This window comes from Embleya sp. NPDC055664, from assembly GCF_053618075.1.
On record NZ_JBSHGZ010000041.1, the window covers coordinates 30,015 to 45,560 of the forward strand.

Genomic DNA, 15,546 nt, shown 5'->3' on the forward strand with positions numbered 1-15,546 from the left:
CCGGGCGATCACGCCCGGGCAGCCCAGCCACTGCTCACTCAGAAGAGCGATGTGCACTCGCGGTGGTCTGGACTCGAGTCCACGTCGATGCAGCCCCTGAAGAACGTGTCGCCCGCCGTAGTTCCGAACATGCGCGTTGACACGTAAACGCCTTCGCGGTTTGGCTCGACGATGGCGGCTTCATTGCCAGGGGTGTAGCGACGTAGCTGGATCGTGCCGTCGCCATATCGCCTGCCGGTCGCCCAGACGGCCTGACAGCCGCGGGACCAGGTCAGGTAGATTCGATCGCTACCGTAGGTGGTGTCGGCGACGATGCTGGCGCCCGCGGTCCGGCAGTCCTGCTCCGAGGCGTACTGGTTCTCGCAGCCATCACCGTGGCAGTTGGCCACCGGCCAGATCTGGGCCCAGGTGTTGTTGCAACCCCACATCTGGAGATGCTGCCGCATGGCGAAGTTGCTGTTGGGCACGTCGATGCAGAACGAGTTGTTGTCCCAGGCCGTGATCATCTGGTATTGGGCGCTGTAGCGGACGACACTCCACCGCTGGAGGACGCCACCGTTGCAGTTCTGCACCTGGACCGTGGCACCCCAGGTGGTGGCGCTGCGTCCGAGGCACAACCACCGGTCGTATCCCGGATGCAGGTAGGCCTCGGCCTCGCCCTCCTGGAACCAGATCTGATTGGAGTTGCCCGTCTTGCTGTAGAGCTGCAGCGGGCTCCCGTCACCGCCGGAGCTGTAGGCATCGAGCACCAGCCCGTAGTTGCCGCCGGAGTGGAAGGTCCACTGCGGCCAGTTTCCGTTCGCAGGGTCGATCGGAAGTGCGGCGGCGCTGGCCGGCGCCGCTGATATGCCGATCGAGGTCACGACGGCTGAGAAAACGGCAGCCAACGCGACAACCAGTCTTCGCCAACGTTTCATGGGTCTCCAACCTCATATCTCACATAAATGGACATCGTATTGGCCAGGCCAATGAGCCTCGGTTCCTTCGCGCCACAGGCCACGACCGCATCAGATGAATGCGTGAATGTCCATGACTGTCCCTGAGCAGTCCTTGACCCTTCCTGCAACGCGGCGCGAGGCGGTGTTCCGGTCGGTACACCGAACGGCTCGCCGACGTCGGCGCGGCCGCCTCGGTCGGCTCGGTGGCGGACTCGTACGACAACGCGATGGCCGAGTCGCTGAACGGCACGTTCAAGGCCGAGCTCATCGAAATGCAGGGCCCTGGCGGGACTTCGCCCAGGTGGAGCGTGCCGTGTCCGAGTGGGTGACCTGGTACAACGACGAACGTCTGCACTCCGCGCTCGACTACATGCCACCAGTCGAGTACGAGCAGCAATACTGGGCCGACCAGGAGCAAACCACGCAGCCGGCGTGAACAACCGCAAACGGACTCTATAAAACTCGGGTCAGCTCAGACCCTTCGTCGTTGCCTTTTGGAGATGCCGCCGCAGGGTGGAACATTGCGGCGGAGAAGTCGCCGGTCGGCCCGCGGCCACGGGCATGGAACCGGATTTGGACGTGCCAGTCGCGGTTGGGATCGATCCCTGGGTCGTCCGTGTGTTGCTTTTCGTTGTGACCGTGTTCGCGGCGATCCGACGACGCCCACCCCATGTGAAGCCGTGACTTGAACAGCAATACATCAGCTGGAAGTTGCCGCGAAATCACCACGTGGTCATCCGGTGCCCGGCTACCATTCACCGGCGGATAGGGCAGCGCATTCTTCTTCGACAGTGTTCTGCCTTTGATGGGACGGTGTCCACCCGGGATTTCGGATGCGGTGGGGCGTGGTCTTGTTTCCGTGGGGAGTGGTTGCCGATTCGCGAGCGACCTGTTGCGATCCCTTCGAGCTCACCGAACCGGGTACGGGACATGGGATTTCGTGCCTGGCACCCGGGTGAAGTCTCTCGGGTCGACGGCGACAGCGACAACGACTTTCGGGTGGGACCGAATGTCGCTGGTCAGCTCGAAGGAGGTGAGGACGCTCCCGTCACGGCTCCGGTGCTCGGCCGGCCCCCTTGCATCGACAACGTCCCGGGGGCTGCACTCCACTGCGGAACGCACGGAACCAGCAGCCGTGTTACGGGCCCGAAGGATGTTTGGTCCGCGTGAGATGGATGCGCGCTGTGCGAAGGTGTGAAGACCGGGTCGAAGCGACCCCTGAGAGCGCGGTGCTCGACACCGGCGACGTCGAGTCTTCCTCGATCTGCACGTGGACAGGTCGATTACCACGGCCACAGGCAAGCCCGTGCTCGACAAGCGGCTGTCCGACGGCGAACTCAAGGCGTGAGCCGTCCTCTCTGACGGCGGTCATGAAGAGCGGCTCCGCGTGACATTCCGGGGAGCCGCTGCCTCCTTGAACGCCACTCGGCTTCACCGACCCTCCACCATCGCCGCCTGGACTACTACGACCGACGCGGCCCAGCCGGGGCTGCGCGCCCGACGCGCAGGCGTGCGAACCCTGCGGTGTCCCGACCGGCAGCAACGAGGCCCGGGGTGGCCGTCACCGCAGGTGCGGGAAACGGCCGAAACGGGTTCTTGCGGCGTCGCAAGCATGGTGGGGAAGCTACCCCTGATCCGTGGCCGCAGAAGGGGAGCCGATGTTACGTATCCATTTCACCGTCACCGACTTGACGCGGACCCGCGTGGTGGATGGCTGGGGCCCTTTGGGCGAGACGATGCTCAGCCTGACGATGCTGAGCCGAAGCAAAGCACCTGCCATGCTCGGCGGCTGGCGAACTCGGGTGCGGCACGAGTCCGCCGGAGCCGTTCACCCCTTCGCCGCGCTGTTCGACAGCCAGGTCCTTGACCTGTTCACCGTGACTGGAGCCACGTCGCACCTCGAAGAGGGACTCGAGGCGTTGTCGACGGCCCGACCGGACCACCTGCAGACGGAACTGGTGTGGGCGGAGAAGGTCCGGGCCCTCCACACCGGCCACCCCGACCGAGGGCCCGGTGCGGGTTTGGGAGACTTTGCCCACGACCGGTCCAGTCGGAGCGACCTGGTCCGATTCCTCAAGGACCACCATCGGATCGCGATCGCGCCTCATTGGTCGCGAATGCACTCACGATTCGTAGCCGAGCAGGCCGGCCACGCCCATACCCTGGCGACACACGGAGTCGAAGCCATGCTCGCCGGGCTGCCGTCGGGTTTTCGCTGGCGGCCCCCGTACCTCGAGATCGGACGCGGACCGGTGGCGCGAGAAGTCGCTCTCGCCGGCCGAGGTCTGAGACTGGTTCCCTCCGTCTTCGCGCAATACCCCCTCTCCTACGAGGTCGTCGGCGACGAAGGAGAACAGATCTTCGTGTTCCTCCCGGTCATGCGCACCGCGTCCGACGCCGCGCGGATTCTGGGCGTCTCGCAGACGACGCAAAACCACAAGGCCCTCGCGACGCTCCTCGGTCGCACACGCGCCAGAGCCCTGGAGGCCGTCGGCGAGGGACGCTGCACGACGGGACAACTCGCGCAACGCCTCACCATGTCCCTCCCCACCGCCAGCGAACACGCGACCGTGCTGCGCGAGAGTGGCCTCATCACGACAACGCGCCACGGGAATGCCGTCCACCACGCGCTGACCCCCCTGGGCACGGCACTTCTGAATGGAACGCCGCATCCGTCCCAAGAACCCCGGCCGGAGACCGCCACGAGCGCGATACCGGCAGTGTTTCCCACCGATCACGGGCAATTGCCGACACCGGGAGGCTCAACCTGCCGCGTCCATGGGGAGCAGTCTGGGCCGATTCCGCATCGAGAGGTAGAGACGTCGGGTGCGGGTGCTCGGAAGGCTCAGCCGGGGCTTCCCTGACTGCGATGCCCCAGCCGGCTCAGGTCGGCGGAACGCTGCCCTGGGGGTTGCAGGTCGGCGTAGGGGTGTCGGCGGGCGCCGGTGCCGTGGACCAGGACGCGGCGCGGTTGGGCGGGTGTGGGGTGTGGGGTGGGGGTGCCGAGGAGGTCGAGGGCGGCGTGGGGTCCGTGGTCGCGGCGGGTGGCGGCGATCTCGTCGAGGTCCCAGGCCATGGTGGCGACGATCGTGCGTCGGCGGCCGCGGACCTGGACCTTGCCGCGGATCAGCAGCAGGCCGGAGTGGAAGACGGTGTGGGCGCAGGCGGGGTGGGAGTCCTCGAAGAAGGCGATGTCGACGAGTCCGGAGCCGTCGTCGAGGGTGACGAAGATGATGCGTTTGCCGGAGGCGATGGGTGGGGTCTGGGTGGAGGCGCGGACGCCGGCGACCAGGACGGTGCGGCCGGGGGGTGTGTCGGCGAGGTGGCGGGCGTCGACGGCGCCGATCTCGCGCAGGAGTCGGTGGTGGTGGTCCATGAGGTGGTGGGTGACGTCGATGCCCAGGATGTGCAGTTCGGCGCCGAGGGCTTCGCGGGTGGTCATCTCGGGGAGTCCGCTGGGGTGGGTGGCGTCGAGGAGGCTGTCGGCGAGGGGGAGTTGGCCGTCGCCGACCTTGCGGGTGCGGCGGTGGAGTTCGGGGAGTTGTAGGAGCAGGTCGCGGCGGGTGAGGCGACCGTCGTGAACTGTGTCGAGGGCGCCGATGCGGGCGAGGTGTTCGGCGGTGGGCAAGGTGGGGCGGGCGCGTTGCCACAGGTCCGTCAGGGAGGTGTAGGGGCGGCCGGCGGCGATGCGGGCGCATTCCTCGGCGGTGATGCCGCGCACCGCCGACAGCGCCAGACGCACACCCCACGTTCCGTCGCCGGCTCGTTCGAGGGTGTGGTGGGGGCGGGAGCGGTTGACGTCGACCGGCAGGATCGGCACGCCATGGCGGCGGGCGTCGGCCACGATCACCCGCCGCGGCCACATCCCCGGGTCGTGCTCGAGCAGGCCCGCGTACAACGCGGCGGGATGATGCGCCTTGAGCCACGCGGACTGCAGCGCGGGGACCGCGAAGGCTACGGCGTGCGCCCGACAGAATCCATAGGATCCGAAACTCTCGACCACACGCCACACCTCCTCGCGCACCGCGGCGGCGTAGCCGCGGGCGGTGGCGCGTTCGTGGAACCAGGCGCGGACCTGTGGCATGCGTTCGCGATCCGACAGGGCGCGGCGGGCGACGTCGGCCAGGGCCAGGTCACAGCCGGTCATTTGGGACAGCAGGCCCATGATCTGTTCGTGCCAGATCGTGACGCCGTGGGTGTCGGCGAGTACGGGTTCCAGGTCGGGGTGGGGGTAGGTGGGGGCGGTGCCGTGGCGGGCGGCGATGTAGCGCTCGGGCATGCCGCCGGCGACCGGTCCGGGGCGGAACAGCGAGATGTCCGCGATGACGTCCTGGACGCCCCTCGGCTGTAGCCGGCCCAGCAGGTCCTGCTGGGCCGGGGCTTTCGAGTTGGAACATGCCAATGGTGTCGGAGGCTTGGATGAGCCTGAACGCAAAGAAGTCGTCGAGCGGCACCCGGCCCGGGTCGTCGAGGTCGATGTGTTCGCCGGTGGCGCGTTCGACCTCGGCCACCGCGTGTGCCATCGCCGACTGCATCCGCACCCCGAGCACATCCAGCTTGATCAGGCCCAAGGCCTCGACCTCCTCCTTCGCGGCCTGGACCATCGGATAGCTCCCGCCCGGGGTGGGCTGCACCGGCAGGCGATCGAGCAGGGTGGCATCGGTGATGATCACCCCGCACGGGTGCATCGCCATCCCGCGCGGGAGCGCGTCCAGGCGCTCTGCGAGGGTGAACAACGGCCCGTACCGCCCGGCTTCCGCCGCCAAGGGGCGTAGTTCGGGCAGCTCCGCGAGTGCTGCGGTGATGCCCCGGGCGTGGATGTGCGGGAAGGCTTTGGCGATGCGGTCGATGTCGCCCGGGGCCAGGCCCAGGGCGAGGCCGGTGTCGCGCAGCGCGTGCCGGGCCCGGTAGGTCTCCGGCATCGCGGTCACCGAGACCCGCTCCGGGCCGAACCGCTCGAAGATCTTGTCGTAGACCTCCAGCCTGCGCGCGGACTCCACGTCGAGGTCCACATCCGGCAACGCGGAGCGCCGCTCGGACAGAAAGCGCTCTTTACCGACCGCTCGATAGACCGGGACGTTCGCTACCTGCGCGGACGCGTCACGTGCGTGTCAGCAATAGGGGAGTTGCACGACGACCGCGCGTGAAGGCGGCACCAGTTGCTATCGCGTAGCTGCGGTGGCGTGTGCAGGACCGATGTCGGTGAGAGCAGTAGGGCGTTGGCGGTCTTGGCTCCGTGATGGACGCGAAAAACGCGTTGTCTGACTGCCACCGAGGTGCGAGGATGCGGCTGTTTCCCATGCGGAGGGCCCTTGTTCGTTTTCGTATGTGCGAGGTGCGATGCCGAGCTGACCGTCCCGCTGTCGCAGGTCTCCCTTCCGGCCCACGCCCGTCAGAGTTACGGGAACGGGGTCCAGCTCCCGGTGCTCATGGAGTCGGGGACGTTCGCCGTCGACCCGGACCCCTGGGGAGGACCGTGGCGAATGTGGGACGAGATCGATCCGGACGAGGCGGAGGCACGCGGCATCTACGCGCCGGTCTATGCCCTGTCCGACAGCGCGCCCGACGCGACTGTCATCGCGCCCGGTGATATCCGCGGAACCCGGCTGATCCCCGAGAATCGCGGCGGTGCCTGCTGTGGCCTCGACGGGGCCGACGGCCCCAACCTGGCCTGCGTGGCGTGCGGCCTACCCGTGGCGACCAGGATCGACGACTGCTCGCTCTGGCAGGCAGTGCGGCTCAGCTCGGACGCCGTGTACCGAGTCCTCCTCGATGGCATCGACGCTGCGCCGCTCTCCTGGGAGGAGTTGACCGAGAAGGAGGAGAGCACGCCCCCGTTCGAGCCGATCGCCACGTGGGGAGGCCGGCTCGGGTCGAGCCACTACTGGTCGTGGAGTCCGCAATGGGAGGCGGCAGCTGGCCAGGCGCTCGCCCACCTACTGGTCGCCTCCGAAGGTCAACCGGTGAAGGTCCCAGTCGGTCTGACCGCGGACGTGTTTCAACGTGCGCTCGACGCCCTGTTGCCCGCGGGCGCGCCGAAGCGGCGCGCCGTCCTGGCTGGACCGGGACGGCCCGCTCCCGACGCGGGCGTCGACATCCTCCTGGTACCGGTCCATCCGCAGACGGGTCAGACCTGGACCCCAGCCGGCTCGGCTGCATCGGTATATCCGGTGCCGCTGCCGTTGGGGGTGTGGTTGTGGTTGGTCTCTCCCCAGCCGTACTTGCCGGTTCCCGCGTCGGGCGGCATACCTCAGGATGTCCTCCGCGACGACCCACTCCCGCCGCGCCCCAGTTACCTGTTCCGGGTCGACCGGGGCACTTTCCAGCACACCCTGGTCCGGCTACCAGCTGTTCGCAGCCCGTGGCTGCGTGAGATCCTTGCCAACCTCACACAGCACACGTCCACTGGCCTCTTCTAGCGCTGTCGAGACCGAAACTCAAGGCGCCACGTAGCTTCCTTACGGAACCAGAGGGGCGGCCTACCCCTGCCCCGCGGTGTCATCAGGTCTCGGAGGTCTAGCGCTCAGGAGAGGACGGTGTCACGCCCCTACCAGTCACGACGGCGACGCGAGCGGCCTGCTGCTGTTCCAGTAGCTGGATCTCAAGATCGGCGACACGCTTGTCGGCGAACCGCAGGTTCGAGCGCGCGCCCTCAAGCCGCTCCTGCACCAGTCGGTGCTCCCGGGTGAGCTGCTCGACACGGTGCTTGAGGCCGGTGCGGCCACACGTGAGCACCACCGTGGATTGCTGCCAGGTGTGCGGCGTGGCGCTGCCCGCAGCCGCCGACGTGGGGCGGCCCCGACGCTACTGTTCCGCCACCTGCCGATCGGCCGCCCGTCGGGCTCGCCACCGGGCCGAACACGCCAGCGGTGCCACTGCGCCTGCGGGCTTGTGCGCGGCCGATGTCGCCGGACACCCCTGTGCCCGGGAAGCGCGCTTCGCCGTCACGCTCAACCGCCGGGAGACCCGGTTCTGCGGCCCGTGCCACAGCGCGACGATGGACTTCCTGATCGGCCAGGGAGTGAGTGCCCGTGAGGTCAGGACGGTCCGGCTGGAATCCCGACCACCGGCCCCGCGGAACACCGGCCCCGCGCCCCCTCCTGCGACGGGGGATCCGGATCGGCGCTCCCACATCCTCGTGATCGATGACGACAGGAATCTCGTCGAGATGTTGGAACTCCTTCTGTGTCAACGCGGCAACTATCTGGTCAGCCACGCGAACGACGGAGCGACTGGTCTTCGCGAGGCATACGCGCAGCGTCCGGATCTGGTGCTGCTCGACATCATGATGCCGGGAATGAACGGTATTGAGGTATTGCGGCGTCTGCGCAGCGTCAGTGACGTGCCGGTGATCTTTCTGACCGCGATGGATGCGGATCAAGCCTTGGTGATGGGACTGGCAGCGGGCGCCGACGACTACATCGTCAAGCCGTTCCGTCTCGGTGAGTTTCTGGCCCGCATAGCAAATGTGCTGCGCAGGCGGGGAGGCACCGAGAATCAGGAAGCCGTCCACGAGGACGGGCTGTTGCGGCTGAACTCCCTCGGTTTGGAGGCCCATGTCCTCGGCAAGCCGCTGAAACTGACCGCCACCGAGTTTCGCTTGCTGAATGTGCTGGTGCGCAACGCGGGCGTCGTAGAGCCGTTCGGGAGGCTGCTGACCACAGCCTGGAACGACCGGGACGGTCGGGCCACCGGCCGGGGGAAGTTCGCGATCTCGCGGCTGCGGCGCAAGCTCGACGACACCCCGTTGGGCGGCGACGCGATCGTCTCGGCGCGCGGCATCGGCTATGTCTACCGCCCCCGTCCACCCCTCGGCCCGCATCCGCACCGGACACCCCCCGCGTCGGGCACGGGCACGCCGGCCACATTCTCGAAATCCTCAACCAACGCGAGAGAGCATCCGGGTGACGCACTCTGGGGCCTGGCTCGCATGGGCCGTGCGGGCGGCACACTTCCGATGTCACCGCCCATGGCAATCGGCTCGGCTCCCGGCGGGTTCGAATGCGACCGGGAAATGGGCGGTGACCAGAGCAACGGCTTCCTCGGGGGTGTCGGCGTACCCGATCACGGTTGACCTGCGCGGCCGCCGGACGCGGAACCGCCCATCGGACAAGGGGTCGACGCATGGCACGCGCAGGCCATACGGGTAAGGGTGTGGTGGCTGGTGAAAGGAAAGAGCTGTCGCAGACCGGGTTCCGCGAGAGCCGCTTCGAGGAGTGGGACGATGCCCGGCCACGGCTGTGCCGGATGGAAGATCTCGTGGCGCTCGCGCTTCCACTGCCAACTCAGGATCAGCCGCTGCCACTCCACTTCGACCGCGGCTGCCGACCCGCGCTCGTAAGCTCCGGCCGCGTCGGGAAGAACGGGCCTCGGCGGGAGAAGAGTGCTCTCCGCACGGGGAGAATCGTCTGAGCTTGTGCTTTATGCCCCTTCGCCGTCATGCGGCGGCATAGGGATGCCGTAGGCGGCATCAAGCCTGTTGATGATCTTCCGGAGTTCGCTGGCGCCCCGAGGTGACATCGCGTTCATCACTGTGTCGAGGAGGGCGCGCGCCTCGAAGGGGTTGCCGCAGCAGTACCAGTGCACGTCGCCGCGCTCGTAGTCGTGCCACTGCTGCCGCCTGGAGCGGCGAACGTGGTCCCGCCACAGGCGCACAGCGACGGTGACATCCCCTGGCTGCAGGTAGTTCCGGCTGCGTTCGAGGCGGGCTGCCTCGGAGAGTGCCCGCGAGGAGACACCGTCGATCGCGGGTCGCGAAGCCTGTGTCCGGTGCAGGGGGAGGCTGGTCCGGACGTCCCTCGGCCGTCTACGCGGCATGGACCTTTCGGTTCGTCGTCACGCGGCCCATGGTGTCACGATCACGCGCGCTTCTCGAACGAGTTCACTCATCCGGGAGTTCGCCGGACGTGGACACGGCCTTCGTCTGACCATGTGCTCCGACCAAGGACGCACCTGAACTCGACGAAGGCCGTGGGGCATGAGTCTGCTGTTCCCGCGCCCTGAGAGCATCATCGAGCGCGACCGGATCAGACAAAGAACAAACTGAGCTCACGGCCCCATTGTGACGTCGAACCACTGCCCGGAGTACGTCGACCGCGCTCGGGTCCCGCCTACCGGAAGACACGATACGACTGTGCACGACGAAACAGACCAGTCGAGCGGGGAACCGGATTCACCGAGCCGGGACGGTGCTCGACAGCTGTCCTGTCGCAATGTAGATGGCGATTGAGACGCCTACGACCTGGGCGGTGCCATGTCGTTCGAGAACACGAGTTCCGCTGTTCACGAACGACATGGCTTTTGCGGAAGTGGCGGTAGAGCGATTCGTGGGTGCCGAGGATGCTGTATCGCCGCGCGAAACGGCTCGCCGGTTCGGCTGCGGTCGCCAGGTGGAACGCTCGAGCGCCGAAGCCGGACTCCGTCACGGGGTGGATCCGGAGATCGACGGGCCTCTCGTTCGTCTTACGTTCATGGATGATCGGGTCGGCCGTGTTTCGAGCCGGCACCGGACCCGGGGGCGCCCGCCAGGCCGGCCGCCTGTCGAAGTTTGATCGCTCCCGCGCCGTTGTCAGGGCCGGAGTTGCCGTGCCTGCGGGTCGAAGCAGTTGAGACCCAGCGACGCGGCAACCTCCGCCGCGTAGGCGGATGCCTCCTCGGCCCTGCTCCAACTCATGGGGAGGTAGATCAGCGGGCCGCAGGCAGCGCCGATCAGCGGTCCCGCCGACCAGGGCGAGTCATCGTCGTCGATCTCCGTGGGATCCGGCCACCGTTCCAACAGCGCGGCGACGAAGGCCGTGATGCGATCCACCGGGGGAACCACGGGCTCCTCCGTGTCCATGTACCGGTCGTACAGATCGGCAAAGCACTTGGCCGCAGCGGCGTTGTCCGCCGGCCGCTCGCCCTCCCACACTGCAAGGTCGTAACTCATTGACCCAACCTGCCATCCCCTACCGACAGCAGCGCGACCGACCGGATCTTCGGAAGCCATGACCAAATCGGACCGGATCATCCGAGACGGGACATCACCAGAACGACCAGATACATGAGAATCGGCCAACTCGCTATGAGATGCGGTGAGAATCCGACAATCGAGTTGAGACGAGTGTGATTGGTCGAGATAGTTGTCACTTAGAGCGGCAGCCGACCTGGATCATTGGACGGTTCTGGCTGTTGTAGTTGTCACCGTTTGGTCGTTCCACCTGTCACTAGTGCGCTCTTTTCGCGCTTGTTGTCACCAAGATTGGGCTTCGGCCGTGATGCCGGGCGGCGGGTTGGTTCCCTGGTGGGATGGAGCTCTCTGAGTCGCTCTCCAGTTACGAGCCCGTCCCCGTGACGGGTAGCAGTGACGTGTTGTGGTCGCATCGCTGCTCGTGGGTGGACTTGCTCATCCCTGTGGAGCTCGCGTCCGGTCGCGGCGGCCTGGAACTGGGCGAGGGCTGGCAGGAACGGTGGTCGGTGACGTGGCGGGTCGACGGCGAGGAAGTCTCGTCCCCGCTCGGCCGGGTGCTGCAGGGAACCCTGGCTGGGCTGGAGCCGATGCGTAGGTTCACCTGGCGACGGGCCCAGCGCCACCGCCCCGGTCTGCCGTACATGGTCAGTACGGGTCGCCTACACGGCTCGGAAAGCTTGGAGGAGTCCAAGCTGCTGCTGGCCCTGGACTTCGACGCGCAGGTCACGGAGATCGTCTCGCAGCCTCTGCGGATCAGTTTCACCTGTGCTGCCGGGGAGCGTGACCACACCCCGGACTACCTGGTGCGGACCCGGTCGGGGGTGTGGTTGATCGACGTCCGGCCGGCGGCGCTGATCAAGGCCACGGACCGGGAGTCCTTCGCGGCTGCCGCCGAGATGGCGAGGGCATACGGTTGGGGATTCGCGGTCGCGGCCGGGTGGCTGCCGCACGTGATGGTCACCTTGGAGTGGTTCTCCTCGCAGCGGCGCCCGAAGAAGGACCCGCTGGGGGTGGAGCCGGGCCTGCTCGAACAAGTCGGCCTGGGTGCCCGGACGTTCGGCGAGTTGGCGGCGTCCAGTGCCTTCGAGCCGGTGGCCCGGGCTCAGCTTCTGCATCTGCTGTGGCATCGGCGGCTGGGGACGAACCTGCACGAGCCGCTGGGCGACGGGTCCGTGATTACCTCGGGCGAGGTGAGGGCATGACCGGGGCGCCGATGGACGTGTCGGTGGGTGCCGAGCTGGTGCTGGACGGCGCCCAGTGGCGCGTGGAGCGGGGCGAGCCGCACGCGGGACGGGTCCACCTGGTGGACTGGATGGGAGCCGGCAGTGCGTGACCTTCCGTTTCCTGGCCCACCACCCCGACTGCCATGTCTCCTCGCGGACCGATGCCGAGGGGGCGGATCGCGGGCGGCAGACCAAGAGCCTGCGTGACCTGACCGCGGTCCCGGCGACGAACTGTTCGATGTGGGCGAGGCATCGCTCGACCACGCCACGGTCGCGGTGGATCTCCTTGTCGAAGGCGGGTGGTCGACCGCCGAGACACCCCCGGCATGGGCGGGCGGCCTCCCGTTCGTGGCACCCGGGGATCGTGGCGGCCACACCGGCAGCCGACGACGCACAGCCACACCCCGAGGCCCCTGGGCCTCCCGACCCTACGCGCGCCTCCACGGGACGTTGGCCGCGCCGAACGATGCCGTGTTCGACGGCCACCCCATCGGGAACCGGCTCGCGAACCGCCGCGCCCAGAACCGCACGGCGAGCCGTCCGCCGGGCGCAGCGCGGCGCTGGACGCCCTGATCGACGGCGAGGAATGGCACCCGGCGCACTGGCCGGTCGCCTGGCAACGACACCTGACCCACACAGCCGACCACCCGACCGAGCGGGCCGGGCGGGGTGAGCAGGCCGGGCGGGGCGTGGGCGGCCGGCCGGACGACGTGGGCCCGGACGTCGTCCGACGCGGGACGTGGATCGGGCGGCGGGTGGCCCGGCAGCGGTCCGGGTGGGACGGGCTCAACGCGGCGCGGCGCGAGCGGCTGGTGGCGCTTGGGCCGACTCCGCCCGGAATGATGGAGACCGCGGCGGCCGGGGCCGGGGCGGCGGCGGTGCCGGTGCCGGACGGGCCGCGGCCGAAGCGCACGCGGGAGCAGGCGTGGGCGATCGCGTTGGCCGGCCCCACACCAAAGAGCCAACCGGGTGGTATAGGGGTGGGGTCGGCGTAGGCGGGGTGTGGGCGCGCGTGTGGTGGGGGATCGTGCCCGTCGTCCCCTCGGCCCCGCACGATCGGAGTCTCCCGTGAAGATCCGCACCCTCACCACCGTGGCCACTCTCGTGGTCGCCGCGCTGCTCGGCGGCGTCGGCCGGGCCGCCGCGGCCGGCACCACCGTGCCGCGGGCGTCGACGGCATCCGCCGGCGCCCCGAGCGGCTTCATCGGCGGGGAGTGGTGCGGCGTGGGCGGGGGGCAGGTCGAGGACAGCCCTCTGTCGCCCACCGGCACGATCTGCGTGGGCGGCGACTTCGACGGGTTCTTCGTCCGCGGCTGACCCAACCACGCCCCGGCCCGCCCGAGCCGGCCACCCCCGCGCCACCTCGGGCCGGCCCCGGTCCTCGGGCCCGGCGTAGTGGTCCCGGCGCGGTGGTCCCGCGTCCCCCGTCGCCGGGCCGGCCGCACCGGATCGGCCCATCCCCCACCCGCGCCCAGGCGGCGGGCACCGCGCGCGGCGACCTCGACGGCGACGACCTGTTCGCGCCGGTGGCCATGCTCGCCCGGCTCGGCGACCAACCCGCACTGAAGCCACGCGCGGATCGCCTCTTCGACGTCCTCGCAAGAGCGACCCTGACCGGCCCGGACCACGGGATACTCGTCGCATCGAACAACGCAAGCGATGACGACCGGCCACTGCACGACGCGGCCCGTCGGTCCCCTGGAGAATCGATGCCACCGCCATCCCCTCCCCCGCCTCTCGACATCCGCTACCACCCGGACGCGCTCGCCGATCCCGATACCGACCTTGCCCGTGTCCTGGCCGAGGTCACCTGGGACGAAGACATGCGGGCACGCCGGACCGCCTGCTTCGGCGTGCCGTACGACTACTCCGGGCGCCGTCACGATGTCGCACCCATGCCCCCGCGGATCGCCGCGATCGGCACCCGCGCCGGCTCACACGCCGGTCATCCCTTCGACAACTGCCTGGCGAACCTGTACGAGACCGGCGACAACACCATGGGCTTCCACCGGGACTCCTACGACGGCCTCAGCCCCGGCAGCGCAATCGCGATCGTCTCCCTCGGCGCGACGCGCCGCCTCGCCTTCCGCAGCCTCGACCGCAACCACCGCCACGAACTCGCCCTCGTGCACGGCTCGGTGCTGCTCATGACCGCCGTGACCCAACGCGGCTGGACCCACGCCGTCCCCCGGGAACCCGCGGCCGGCCCCCGCGTCAGTCTCACCTTCCGCCAGGCAACGACGCGGCCGACGAGCTACTGAGGTTTTCGTCGTGATGTCGCTTGGTGGGATGTTCATTTCCTGGGTCGGATGACGAGTCCGGTTTCGGCAAGGCATCCGTCGATGAGGTGGGGGTGTCGTTGGATGTGGCGGAGGCCCTGTCTGATCGTGCGGACCAGGTGGTCGGCGTCGGTGAACGCGACGTTCCCGGTGAAGCCGCGACGGACCAGGGACCGGATGCCCTCCACCGGGTTCAGGTCCGGGGCGTAGCTCGGCAACTGCCGGATCGTCAACCAGTCGTGGTCGGCGGCGTACTCCCTTAATCCGGACGCGAGATGGGTGTTCGGATTGTCCCAGACCAGAACGATCGGGCCTCCCAACTGCAGGTGGGCCCGTACCGCCAGATCGCGGTAGTCCGTCCACGTGAAACTCCTCTGTTCCCCCTTCCGGCGCGTGTGCACGCGGTATCGGTAGATCAAACGGGAGCGTTCACCCGGCTTGTAGCAGGTCGGTGCGGCGATCGAGACCCGACCGCGGGAGCCCCCGCACACCCGCACCACCGGAGTGACCCCGCGTCGTCCCCACGTGCGCGCGTGCGGCGACGTCATCGACATCCCGGCCTCGTCCTCGAAGACGATCCACGCGTCGAGCGCCGCCGCGGTGCTTCCACCGACGGCCACGTCTCCCGCACCCAACCCCGCACCGCGTCCTCGTCACGCTCCACCGCCCGTCGGGCCGGCTGCTGCCACGACCAGCCCGCCCGACGCAACAGGTCCCACACCCCGTGGATCGAGTACGTCACCCCGAAGCTGCGTCGGATCACGGCCTTGACCCGCATCAGGGTCCAGCGCTGATCCTCCCAACCATGGGCCCTCGGGCCCATGTCCAACTCCCTTTCCGGTGCCGCCACTTGCGACGGGTCCAGTTTAAGGAGCGACACGGGGCCGGCGGACGGCAGACCCTCCACACCCGCCTCGCGCCAAGCCCGACGCCACCGCTCCACCGACCGACGCACCACCCGTAACTCCGACGCGATCACCGCGTTGGACTCACCGTGCTCGAACCGCTCGGCGGCGTCCGATCGCAAGCGCTCCCGAGCCGCGCGTGGCTTGGGAGTCAACCCACCACCCTGCCCATACCGCATACCCACGGCGTAGCGCAGGGATCTCAACCGTCCACGACATCACGACGAAAACATCAGTAAGCGGATCCGGCCG

At 68.5% G+C, this 15,546-nt stretch carries 11 protein-coding genes and 2 pseudogenes; 8 read left to right on the plus strand and 5 right to left on the minus strand.

The annotated features are described in order from the left end of the window. Positions 1 to 38 precede the first annotated feature (38 nt). Positions 39 to 917 carry an RICIN domain-containing protein gene (locus ACWGR4_RS40695; RefSeq protein WP_452133612.1) on the minus strand — a complete coding sequence of 293 codons (879 nt, stop codon included), beginning with the start codon at positions 915 to 917 and terminating at the stop codon, positions 39 to 41. Positions 918 to 1,029: 112 nt separating this feature from the next. Here ACWGR4_RS40695 and ACWGR4_RS40700 point away from each other — a divergent pair, with 112 nt between their 5' ends. Together ACWGR4_RS40700 and ACWGR4_RS40705 are read left to right on the plus strand one after the other, a co-directional pair. Continuing rightward, a complete protein-coding gene (locus ACWGR4_RS40700) occupies positions 1,030 to 1,374 on the plus strand; it encodes an integrase core domain-containing protein (protein WP_452133620.1) in 345 nt (114 codons plus the stop codon). Between the two features lie 1,222 nt (positions 1,375 to 2,596). Further along, positions 2,597 to 3,802, plus strand: coding sequence for an ArsR/SmtB family transcription factor (locus ACWGR4_RS40705; protein WP_452133613.1), 1,206 nt, complete (start codon positions 2,597 to 2,599; stop codon positions 3,800 to 3,802). On the opposite strand, the pseudogene ACWGR4_RS40710 reads toward ACWGR4_RS40705, so the two are convergent. Further along, positions 3,784 to 5,989 (minus strand): annotated as a pseudogene (locus tag ACWGR4_RS40710) (helix-hairpin-helix domain-containing protein); the annotation flags it as partial. The gene ACWGR4_RS40705 and the pseudogene ACWGR4_RS40710 sit on opposite strands and share 19 nt — an antisense overlap. 261 nt (positions 5,990 to 6,250) lie before the next feature. Between ACWGR4_RS40710 and ACWGR4_RS40715 the strand changes: the two are divergent. Beyond that, entirely contained in the window at positions 6,251 to 7,357 is a 1,107-nt protein-coding gene (locus ACWGR4_RS40715) for a hypothetical protein (protein ID WP_452133614.1), read from the plus strand. 308 nt (positions 7,358 to 7,665) lie between these two features. Next, positions 7,666 to 9,012, plus strand: a complete 1,347-nt coding sequence (locus tag ACWGR4_RS40720) for a response regulator transcription factor (protein ID WP_452133615.1) — start codon at positions 7,666 to 7,668, stop codon at positions 9,010 to 9,012. Here the strand turns inward: ACWGR4_RS40720 and ACWGR4_RS40725 are convergent. After that, a pseudogene (locus tag ACWGR4_RS40725) lies at positions 8,899 to 9,248 on the minus strand (DUF6193 family natural product biosynthesis protein). The gene ACWGR4_RS40720 and the pseudogene ACWGR4_RS40725 overlap by 114 nt on opposite strands. A gap of 1,258 nt (positions 9,249 to 10,506) precedes the next feature. Then, positions 10,507 to 10,866, minus strand: a complete 360-nt coding sequence (locus tag ACWGR4_RS40730) for a hypothetical protein (protein ID WP_452133616.1) — start codon at positions 10,864 to 10,866, stop codon at positions 10,507 to 10,509. 359 nt (positions 10,867 to 11,225) lie between these two features. Here ACWGR4_RS40730 and ACWGR4_RS40735 point away from each other — a divergent pair, with 359 nt between their 5' ends. The 4 genes from ACWGR4_RS40735 to ACWGR4_RS40750 all read left to right on the plus strand — a co-directional run bounded on the left by ACWGR4_RS40735 (position 11,226) and on the right by ACWGR4_RS40750 (position 14,371). Next, positions 11,226 to 12,089, plus strand: a complete 864-nt coding sequence (locus ACWGR4_RS40735; RefSeq protein WP_452133617.1) for a TnsA-like heteromeric transposase endonuclease subunit — start codon at positions 11,226 to 11,228, stop codon at positions 12,087 to 12,089. Then, entirely contained in the window at positions 12,086 to 12,220 is a 135-nt protein-coding gene (locus ACWGR4_RS40740) for a hypothetical protein (protein WP_452133618.1), read from the plus strand. Before ACWGR4_RS40735 ends, ACWGR4_RS40740 begins: the two co-directional genes overlap by 4 nt. A gap of 958 nt (positions 12,221 to 13,178) precedes the next feature. Further along, complete coding sequence (locus tag ACWGR4_RS40745) at positions 13,179 to 13,427, plus strand: hypothetical protein (protein WP_452133619.1); 249 nt, start codon at positions 13,179 to 13,181, stop codon at positions 13,425 to 13,427. 92 nt (positions 13,428 to 13,519) lie between these two features. Then, the gene (locus ACWGR4_RS40750; RefSeq protein WP_452134313.1) at positions 13,520 to 14,371 is read left to right on the plus strand and encodes an alpha-ketoglutarate-dependent dioxygenase AlkB; all 852 of its coding nucleotides are present in this window, start codon (positions 13,520 to 13,522) and stop codon (positions 14,369 to 14,371) included. 32 nt (positions 14,372 to 14,403) lie between these two features. Here the strand turns inward: ACWGR4_RS40750 and ACWGR4_RS40755 are convergent. Further along, positions 14,404 to 15,473 (minus strand): IS630 family transposase gene (locus ACWGR4_RS40755; RefSeq protein WP_452131388.1). Its coding sequence is split into 2 segments (ribosomal slippage): positions 14,404 to 15,024 and positions 15,027 to 15,473, totalling 1,068 coding nucleotides; the frame shifts between segments, so codons are not numbered across the junction. Positions 15,474 to 15,546: the final 73 nt, after the last annotated feature.

Coding starts and splice junctions, on each gene's coding strand:
- ACWGR4_RS40735 (WP_452133617.1), top strand. CDS start 11,226: ATGGAGCTCTCTGAGTCGCTCTCCAGTTACGAGCCCGTCCCCGTGACG.
- ACWGR4_RS40705 (WP_452133613.1), top strand. CDS start 2,597: ATGTTACGTATCCATTTCACCGTCACCGACTTGACGCGGACCCGCGTG.
- ACWGR4_RS40700 (WP_452133620.1), top strand. CDS start 1,030: ATGACTGTCCCTGAGCAGTCCTTGACCCTTCCTGCAACGCGGCGCGAG.
- ACWGR4_RS40695 (WP_452133612.1), bottom strand. CDS start 917: ATGAAACGTTGGCGAAGACTGGTTGTCGCGTTGGCTGCCGTTTTCTCA.
- ACWGR4_RS40740 (WP_452133618.1), top strand. CDS start 12,086: ATGACCGGGGCGCCGATGGACGTGTCGGTGGGTGCCGAGCTGGTGCTG.
- ACWGR4_RS40730 (WP_452133616.1), bottom strand. CDS start 10,866: ATGAGTTACGACCTTGCAGTGTGGGAGGGCGAGCGGCCGGCGGACAAC.